The 8,645-nt window shown below is 76.1% G+C and carries 9 protein-coding genes; 5 read left to right on the plus strand and 4 right to left on the minus strand.

The genetic code is table 11. From position 1 onward, the window contains the following. Positions 1-58: 58 nt before the first annotated feature. Together ACI79Z_RS09495 and coaA are read right to left on the minus strand one after the other, a co-directional pair. Entirely contained in the window at positions 59-262 is a 204-nt protein-coding gene (locus tag ACI79Z_RS09495; protein WP_387988181.1) for a DUF5999 family protein, read from the minus strand. 273 nt (positions 263-535) lie between these two features. Continuing rightward, positions 536-1,489 carry a type I pantothenate kinase gene (gene coaA / locus ACI79Z_RS09500; protein WP_387988182.1) on the minus strand — a complete coding sequence of 318 codons (954 nt, stop codon included), beginning with the start codon at positions 1,487-1,489 and terminating at the stop codon, positions 536-538. 121 nt (positions 1,490-1,610) lie between these two features. Here coaA and ACI79Z_RS09505 point away from each other — a divergent pair, with 121 nt between their 5' ends. Beyond that, the gene (locus tag ACI79Z_RS09505) at positions 1,611-2,414 is read left to right on the plus strand and encodes a GNAT family N-acetyltransferase (protein WP_387988183.1); all 804 of its coding nucleotides are present in this window, start codon (positions 1,611-1,613) and stop codon (positions 2,412-2,414) included. 90 nt (positions 2,415-2,504) lie between these two features. Here ACI79Z_RS09505 and ACI79Z_RS09510 read toward each other — a convergent pair whose 3' ends face one another. Further along, positions 2,505-3,050 carry a YbhB/YbcL family Raf kinase inhibitor-like protein gene (locus ACI79Z_RS09510; protein ID WP_456902464.1) on the minus strand — a complete coding sequence of 182 codons (546 nt, stop codon included), beginning with the start codon at positions 3,048-3,050 and terminating at the stop codon, positions 2,505-2,507. Positions 3,051-3,198: 148 nt separating this feature from the next. On the opposite strand from ACI79Z_RS09510, the gene ACI79Z_RS09515 reads away from it, so the two are divergent. Then, a complete protein-coding gene (locus ACI79Z_RS09515; protein WP_387988185.1) occupies positions 3,199-3,930 on the plus strand; it encodes an HAD family hydrolase in 732 nt (243 codons plus the stop codon). Next, positions 3,927-6,308 carry a glycoside hydrolase family 65 protein gene (locus tag ACI79Z_RS09520; protein ID WP_456902465.1) on the plus strand — a complete coding sequence of 794 codons (2,382 nt, stop codon included), beginning with the start codon at positions 3,927-3,929 and terminating at the stop codon, positions 6,306-6,308. The genes ACI79Z_RS09515 and ACI79Z_RS09520 overlap by 4 nt, the downstream gene beginning before the upstream one ends. Here the strand turns inward: ACI79Z_RS09520 and ACI79Z_RS09525 are convergent. Continuing rightward, on the minus strand, positions 6,305-7,006 hold the full coding sequence (locus ACI79Z_RS09525) for a M50 family metallopeptidase (RefSeq protein WP_456902466.1): 702 nt from the start codon (positions 7,004-7,006) through the stop codon (positions 6,305-6,307). The genes ACI79Z_RS09520 and ACI79Z_RS09525 overlap by 4 nt on opposite strands. 185 nt (positions 7,007-7,191) lie before the next feature. Here ACI79Z_RS09525 and ACI79Z_RS09530 point away from each other — a divergent pair, with 185 nt between their 5' ends. Then, positions 7,192-7,794 carry an antibiotic biosynthesis monooxygenase gene (locus ACI79Z_RS09530; RefSeq protein ID WP_456902467.1) on the plus strand — a complete coding sequence of 201 codons (603 nt, stop codon included), beginning with the start codon at positions 7,192-7,194 and terminating at the stop codon, positions 7,792-7,794. A 127-nt stretch (positions 7,795-7,921) separates the two neighbouring features. After that, on the plus strand, positions 7,922-8,569 hold the full coding sequence (locus ACI79Z_RS09535) for a LysE family translocator (protein ID WP_456902468.1): 648 nt from the start codon (positions 7,922-7,924) through the stop codon (positions 8,567-8,569). The last annotated feature ends 76 nt before the right edge of the window (positions 8,570-8,645 follow it).

An 8,645-nucleotide genomic window follows, 5' to 3' on the forward strand; every position in this document is an offset into this window, starting at 1 on the left:
CGACCGGGCGCCCGTCCCCGCGAGAGGGACGGGCGCCCGGTCGTTCCGGCGGCTCCCGCTACGCGCGGACCAGCCCGGCGGTCCGCCACTGGTGGTGGTCGGCGACGGCGCTGCCGTCGGGGAGCAGCTCGCCGTCGTCGTCGAAGAGGACGACGCCGTTGCACAGCAGGCTCCAGCCCTGCTCCGGGTGGCTGCTCACGACGACCGCGAGGTCACGCGCGTCGGTGGCGGCGTCGGGGCAGGGGGTGGGGTGTACGCACATCGGGAGGACTCCGGATCGGGGCGGCGGCGGGACCGCCGACATCACTGACGGTGAGTGTCCGATGACCGGACGCCTCCGAGTGTGCGCCGACCCGGGGGCGGTGTCAGGTGACGAACCTCACCACCTGACCCGATCGGGTCGTCAGTCCTCGCCATGGCGACAACCGCGGCGGTGGGCGGACCATGCGCGCCGCCCCGCCGGCCGTTCGACCGTTATCCCCAACTTAACCGCCGCGTGAGCGGCTCGGGACGGGCAACCACGAGGGGGAGGATGTCAGAGCTTGCGCAGCAGCACCCGGCGCACCGAGTGGTCGGCCGCCTTCTGCAGCACCAGCCGGGCGCGCGAGCGGGTGGGGGCGATGTTCTGCCGCAGGTTGGGGCCGTTGACCGCGGCCCAGATCGACAGCGCGGTGGCGCGGGCGTCGTCGTCGCTGAGGTCGGCGTAGCGGTGGAAGTAGGCGGAGGTGTCGGCGAAGGCGGTGCGCCGCAGGGCGAGGAACCGCTCGACGTACCACTGCTGGATGTCGGCCTCGGCGGCGTCGACGTAGACGGAGAAGTCGAAGAAGTCCGAGAGGAACACCTCCGGCACCCGGCCGTCGTCGCGGCGGCCGGCCTGCAGCACGTTGAGCCCCTCGAGCACGAGGACGTCGGGCCGGTCGACCACCTGCCGCCGGCCGGGCAGCACGTCGTAGGACTGGTGGGAGTAGACCGGCGCGCTGACCTCGCCGCGGCCGGACTTCACGTCGGACAGGAAGCGGATGAGCGCGCGCCGGTCGTAGCTCTCGGGGAAGCCCTTGCGGGCCATGAGGCCGCGGGCCTCGAGGACGGAGTTGGGCCACAGGAAGCCGTCGGTGGTGACCAGGTCGACCCGTGGGGAGCCGGGGGCGGCGGCCAGCAGGGTCTGCAGCAGCCGGGCGGTGGTGCTCTTGCCGACGGCGACGCTGCCGGCGACCGCGATGACGTAGGGGACCTTGGCGGTGGTGTCGCCGAGGAACCGGTTGCGCGCCGCCCACAGCCGTTGGCTGGCGGTGACGTGCAGGTTGAGCAGCTCGGCCAGGGGCAGGTAGACGGTGGCGACCTCGTCGAGGTCGATGCGGTCGCCCAGGCTGCGCAGCGCGCGCAGGTCGGCCTCGTCCAGGGGCAGCGTGCGGGTGGCGGCCAGCGACCGCCACGTGTCGCGGTCGAACGCCGCGTAGGGCGAGATCGAGGGGCGGGTCCCGGCCGTCACGGGTCCATCGTGCCGCCCGGGTGCGCGGCCCCTCGCCGCCGGGTCACCCGCCGGGGTGGGGGACGGGCCCCGGGCGGCCTCGGGCGGCGCCGTCCCGGGTGTCCGCGTCTAGGGTGCCGGTGTGCCGACGCGTCCCGGGCTGCTCGACCGCGTCGAGCAGTACGCCGTCGCCGCGTCCCTGCCCGACGCCCCGCCGGTCGCCGCCGGCCCGCTCGAGGTCCCGATCGGCCCGCCCGCCTGGCCGTTTCCGGCCCGCCCGCGCCCGGGCACCCGCGAGGTCACCGGGGACGACGTCCGCGCCGCGGTCGCGCTGCAGGAGGAGGCGGGGCTGCCGGCCGCCGTCGAGTGGGTGGTCGAGCGGACGCCGACGCTGGGCGCCGCCGCCCGCGAGGCCGGGCTGCTGGTCACCGAGTTCCCGCTGCTGGTCGCCGACGAGCCGGTCGAGCTGCTGCTCCCGCACGGGGTGCGGCTGTACCTGGTCGGCGGCGAGGACCCGCGGCTGCCGCACTACCAGCACCTGCTGGAGAGCGGCTTCGCCCCCCACGTGGAGGGCGGCGCGGGGCTGCTGGACGACCCCGGCCCGCCGGACGAGGCGCGCACCGCCGTCCTGCGCGAGCGGGTGGCCACCGGGCGCACCGTGGTGATGGTCGCCGTCGAGGACGGCGAGCCGGTCGCCGTGGGCGCGCACCAGCCGGTCGACGTCGACGGCGCCGAGATCAGCGAGGTGGTCGGCGTGGCCAGCTCACCGCGCCGCCGCGGCCGCGGGGTGGGCGCGGCGCTGGCCTCGGCGCTGGTCGCGCAGGCCCGGGAGACCGCGGAGCTGGTGTTCCTCACCGCCGGGGACGACGACGTCGCCCGGGTGTACGAGCGGGTGGGCTTCGCCTGGCTCGGCTCGACCGGCGTCGCCGCCCGCCCGCCGGCCTGAGCCGCCGCGGGGCGCCCGGGGCGACTCCGGCCGGCCGAGATCCCCCGGGCCCCGGACGCCCCCGCGGGCGGCCGGCCGGTCCCGGACCGGTCAGTCCTGGACGTAGACGGGCACCAGCACGGCGCGCGCCAGCGTGTGGCCGAAGAGGTTGAAGCCGTGGAAGGCGGGGCTGGCGTCGTCGGGCACGCCCATGTCCTCGACGTCGAGGGCGTGCACCACGGTGAAGTAGCGGTGCGGGCCGTGACCGGCCGGGGGAGCGGCGCCGACGTAGCCGCGGAAGCCGGCGTCGTTGCGCAGCTGCCGGGCGCCCGCCGGCAGCTGCGCGCCGTCCCGGCTGCCGGCCCCGGCGGGCAGCTCGGTGACGTCGGCGGGGATGCCGGTGACGACCCAGTGCCAGAAACCGGAGGCGGTGGGCGCGTCGGGGTCGTAGACGGTGACCGCGAACCCCTTGGTCTCCTCGGGGAAGCCGGACCAGGACAGCTGCGGGGAGTGGTCCTCGCCGCCGGCGCCCATGACGCCGCTGACGTGCGGCATCGGCAGCACCTCGCCGTCGGTGACGTCGGTGCTGGTGACGGTGAACGACGGGACGGGCGGCAGGAAGTCGTAGGGGCTCGGGGGCTGGGGCCGGTCGGCCATCGGGGTCCTCTCGTCGGGCGGACGGGGCGGCCGCTGCCGTCCCGGCGCCGACCCTAGGCAGCGGGTCCGCGCCGCGCGCCCCGGACGGGACGGGCCCCCGCGTGATCTCGACGGGTCGCCGGGGACCGGCCTGGGTAGCGTCCGCAACGTGCTCGGACTCCCCGACGGCATCCGTGCCTGCCTCTTCGACATGGACGGCGTGCTCACCCGCACCGCCACCGTGCACATGGCCGCCTGGAAGCGGACCTTCGACGAGTTCCTCCGCGCACGGGAGCCGCAGGCGCCGGAGTTCACCCAGCTCGACTACAACCGCTACGTCGACGGCAAGCCGCGCGCCGACGGCGTCCGCGACTTCCTCGCCAGCCGCGGCGTCACGCTGCCCGAGGGCTCCCCGCAGGACCCGCCGGACGCGCCGACGGTGCACGGCATCGGCCGGCGCAAGAACGAGCTGCTGCTCGCCGAGCTCGAGGAGCACGGCGTCGAGGTCTACCCCGGGTCGATCGCCTACCTGCGCGCGGCCAAGGAGGCGGGCCTGCGCACCGCGGTGGTCACCGCCTCGGCCAACGGCGAGCAGGTCATCGCCGCCGGCGGCTTCGCCGACCTCATAGACGCCCGCGTCGACGGCGTGGTGACCGCGCGGGAGGGGCTGCGCGGCAAGCCCGCCCCCGACACGTTCCTGGCCGGCGCCCGCGCGCTGGGCGTCGAACCGTCGGCCGCCGCGGTGTTCGAGGACGCGCTGGCCGGCGTCGCGGCCGGGCGGGCGGGGCACTTCGGCTTCGTCGTCGGCGTCGACCGGGTCGGGCAGGCCGACGGGCTCAAGGAGAACGGCGCCGACGTCGTCGTGACCGACCTCGACCAGCTGCTGGAGGACCGCACGTGACCGAGGGGAGAGCGACCTTCCCGGTCGAGCCGTGGTCGCTGACCGAGATCGGCCTGGACCACTCGTCGCTGGGCGTGCACGAGTCGGTGTTCGCGCTCGCCAACGGGCACATCGGGCTGCGCGGCTCGTTCGAGGAGGGCGAGCCGGTCGTCGTCCCCGGCACCTACCTCAACGGCTTCTTCGAGGAGCGGCCGCTGCCCTACGCCGAGGCCGGCTACGGCTTCCCCGAGCAGGGGCAGACCGTCGTCAACGTGACCGACGGCAAGCTGGTCCGGCTGCTGGTCGGCGACACCCCGCTGGACCTGGACTACGGCGAGATCGTCGAGCACCGCCGGAGCCTGGACCTGCGCCGCGGCGTGCTGCGCCGGGTCACCGAGTGGCGCTCGCCCAACGGCCGCACGGTGCGGGTGACCAGCACCCGGCTGGTCTCGCTGCGCCGCCGCTCGATCGCCGCGATCGAGTACCAGGTCGAGTGCACCGACGACCGGGGCGACCTCTACATCGCGCTGCAGTCGGACCTGCTGGCCAACGAGCCGGTCGACAGCGGCAGCGAGGGCGACGACCCGCGCGCGGCGGCGGCGCTGCGCCGGCCGCTGGTCAACGAGTTCAGCGTCGCCCGGGGGCGGCGCGCGGTCATGGTGCACGCCACCCGGCGCAGCAGGCTGCGGATGGCCGCGGGGATGGACCACGTCGTCGACGTGCCCGACACCGCCACCGAGGACATGGAGGCCGGCGAGGACCTGGCCCGCTACACGCTGGCCGCGCGGCTGCCCGGCCGCGGGTCGGGCGTGAAGCTGGTCAAGTACCTCGCCTACGGCTGGTCCTCGCGGCGGTCCGCGGCGGCGCTGCGCGACCAGGTGGAGGGCGCGCTGGCCACGGCCAAGCTGGCCGGCTTCGCCCGGCTGGCCGACGAGCAGCGGCAGGTCCTCGACGAGTTCTGGGCGGGGGCCGACGTCGAGGTCGAGGGCGACGACGAGCTGCAGCAGGCCGTCCGGGTCGGTGTCTTCCACCTGCTGCAGGCGGGCCTGCGCGCCGAGCGGCAGCCCATCCCGGCCAAGGGGCTGACCGGCCCCGGCTACGACGGGCACACCTTCTGGGACACCGAGACCTACGTGCTGCCGGTGCTCACCTACATCGCCCCGCACGCCGCCCGCGACGCGCTGCACTGGCGGTACTCGACCCTGGACAAGGCCCGGGCGCGGGCCCGCGTGCTGGGCCTGCACGGCGCGGCCTTCCCGTGGCGGACGATCCGCGGCGAGGAGACCTCCGGGTACTGGCCGGCCGGGACGGCGGCCTTCCACATCAACGCCGACATCGCCGACGCCGTCGTCCGGTACCTGCACGCCACCGGGGACGAGGAGTTCGACCGCGACTTCGGCGCGGAGCTGCTGATCGAGACCGCCCGGCTGTGGGCGTCGCTCGGCCACTTCGACGAGGAGCACGGCTTCCGCATCGACGGCGTCACCGGGCCCGACGAGTACACCGCCGTGGTGGACAACAACGTCTACACGAACCTCATGGCGCAGCGGAACCTGCGCGAGGCGGCCGCGGCGGTCGACCGGCAGCCCGACGTCGCCGGCCGGCTGGAGGTCACCGAGGACGAGGTGGAGACCTGGCGGCGGGCCGCGCGGCTGATGGCCGTGCCCTACGACACCCGGCTGGGCGTGCACATGCAGTCCGACGCCTTCACCCACCACGAGGAGTGGGACTTCGCGAACACGCCGCCGCAGTGCTACCCGCTGCTGCTGCACTACCCGTACTTCGACATCTACCGCAAGCAGGTGGTCAAGCAGGCCGACCTGGTGATGGCCCTGCACCTGCGCGGGGACGCGTTCACCTTCGAGGAGAAGGTCGCCGACTTCGCCTACTACGAGGCCCGCACGGTGCGGGACTCCTCGCTGTCGGCCGCGCAGCAGGCGGTGGTGGCCGCCGAGACCGGGCACCTGGAGCTGGCCTACGACTACTGGGCGGAGGCCGCGCTCACCGACCTGCAGAACCTGCACGGCAACTCCGGGCACGGCCTGCACATCGCCTCGATGGCCGGCGGGTGGACGGTCGCCGTCGCCGGGTTCGGCGGCATGCGCGACCACGACGGGCACCTGCTGTTCGCGCCGCGGCTGCCCGAGCGGATCACCCGGCTGCGCTTCCGGCTGGCCTACCAGGGCCGCGTCCTGCAGGTCACCGTGACCAAGGAGCAGGCCACCTACCGGCTGCTCGACGGCGACCCGCTCGACGTGCACCACCACGGCCGCCGGGTGACCGTCGACCACGAGGACCTGGTGGTCGACGTCCCGCCGGCGCCCGACACCGGGAAGGTCGTCCAGCCGCACGGCGCCGAGCCGCGGCGGCGCAGCCCGTACTCCTCCCAGGGGCGCTAGAGGAGCAGCCACCGGACGGCGAGGCCGATCGCGGCCAGGTCGACCAGCAGGAACACGCCCACCCACAGCAGCGCGGGCAGCCGGGTGAGGCGGGCCAGCTGGTCGGCGTCGGAGTCCGGCGCGGCCCGCCGCCGGCGCGCGCCCTGCAGCTCGAGCACGGTGCGCGGCGCGGCCAGCAGCAGGAACCAGGTGACCGCGGCGGCGACGGCGGCCTGCCCGGCCGGTGGCAGCCACGCGGTGACGGCGGCCAGGCCCGCGCCGGTGACCAGCACCGCCCACAGGCCGTAGAGGTTGCGGATCTGCAGCAGCAGGAGCGCGAGCAGGGCCAGCAGCGCCCACAGCACCCCGACGGCGTGCCCGGCCGCGAGCAGCGCGGCGGCGCCCAGCCCGAACAGCCCCGGCCCGACGTAGCCGGCCGCGCAGGTGAGCACCATCCCCGCGCCGGTGGGCCGCCCTCGGGACACGGTGAGCCCCGAGGTGTCCGAGTGCAGCCGGATGCCGGCCAGCCGGCGGCCGGTGGCCAGCGCGGCCAGGCCGTGCGCGCCCTCGTGGGCGATGGTGACGACGGTCCGCGCCGGCCGCCACAGCGCGGGGGCGGCCACGACGAGCAGCGCGACGGCGGCGGCCCCGGCCAGGACCGTGGGCGGCAGGGGCGCCTCGGCCGTCACGCGGGTCCACAGGCGGTCGACGGCGTCCATCCCGGCGAGTCAACCGCACGCGGCCGGCAGGACCCGGGAGGCCGCCGGACCGCCGTGTCGTCCGTTATCCCCAACTAATCGGCGCACCAGGTGGTGGTCCGGCCGGGGGAGGGGAGCGGCGAGGGCGGGACAGATCACGCCCGGACGGCCTGCGCGGCCCGCCGGTGGCCGCCGATCCTGGCGGTATGACGACGTCGCTCCCGGTCGCCGCCGCACGCCTCCCGGTCACCGTCTCCTTCACCCGCCGGGCCGATCCGTCGCACACCCGGGAGATGACGGCGTGGATCCGGGCCGGCATGACGATGGCCGAGTCCTTCCCGGGCTTCCTCGGCGCCGGGTGGGTGCGACCGCGCGGCGGCTCGGACGAGTGGCACATGCTCTGCCGCTTCGCCGACCAGGAGGCGCTCGACGCCTGGGAGGCCTCGGCGGAGCGCGCCTGGTGGCTGCGCTCGGCGGAGGGGCTGGCCGAGGTGACCCGCACCGAGCGCCGCACCGGTATCGAGGGCTGGTTCGACCAGCCGGTCAGCACGGAGGTCGCCACTCCTGCCGGGCCGCCGGCGCCGCCGCGGTGGAAGCAGGCGACGACGATCTGGCTGGTCTTCTACCCGCTCAACCTGCTGGCCACGGTGACCCTCGGGGCGCTGCTGGCCGACGTGCCCGTGGCGCTGCGGGTGCTGGTCGTGACGCTGGCGCTCACCCCGGTGATGACCTACCTGCTGCTGCCGTGGATCACCCGCCGGCTCGAGTGGTGGCTGCACGGCCGGCTCTGGCGCGACCGCCGGCGCTGAGCGGCCGGAGGCCCGCGCCGTCCTCCAGTTGCCCGTTATCCCCAATTACCCGCGTCTCGGACGGCTGGGCACGACCGGACGGGGAAAAACCAGCGACGCCGGGAGGGGCCCCTGCCACGCTGGCCGGGTGGACGTCCCGGCGCTGCTGCTCGCGCTGCCCGCCTTCCTGGGTGCGGTGCTGCTGATCGCCGCGACCCCGGGACCGGCCGTCGCGCTCGTCGTGCGCCGGGCGGCCCTGCGGGGGAGCGCCGCCGCGGTGCCGACGGTGCTGGGGCTCGAGGCCGGGCTGTTCGTCTGGGCGCTGCTGGCCGGGGCGGGGGTCGCGGCCGCGGTCGCCGCGTCCGAGGCCGGCTTCCTCGTCCTGCGGGCCGTCGGGGCGGCGGTGCTGCTGTGGCTGGGCGGCCGGGCGCTGTGGCGGGCGCTGCGCGCCGGTCCCGTGGAGGAGCCCGGCGCCGCGGCGGGGCCGGTGCGCCGGCGCTGGGGTGGCGCCTTCGCCGAGGGGCTGCTGGTGCAGCTGGCCAACCCGAAGCTGGCCGTCTTCATGATCGCCTTCTACCCGCAGTTCGTCCCGGCCGGCAGCTCCCCGCTGGTGACCGCCGCGCTGCTGGGGTTGCTGCAGGTCGCCGTCGAGACGGCGCTGTACCTGGGGCTGGCGGCCGGCGTCGGCCGGGCCGGCAGCTGGTTCCGGCGTCCCCGGGTGCGCCGTGGGCTGGACGCCACCTCCGGCGCGGTGCTCGTGGGTCTGGGCGTGCGGGTGGCGGCCGCCTCCCGCTGAGGGCGGGACGGGCCGGGGACGACGGCGGGGGGGGGGGGGGGGGGGGGGGGGGGGGGGGGGGGGGGGGGGGGGGGGG

The sequence above is a fragment of the Geodermatophilus sp. SYSU D00663 genome (assembly GCF_054050655.1).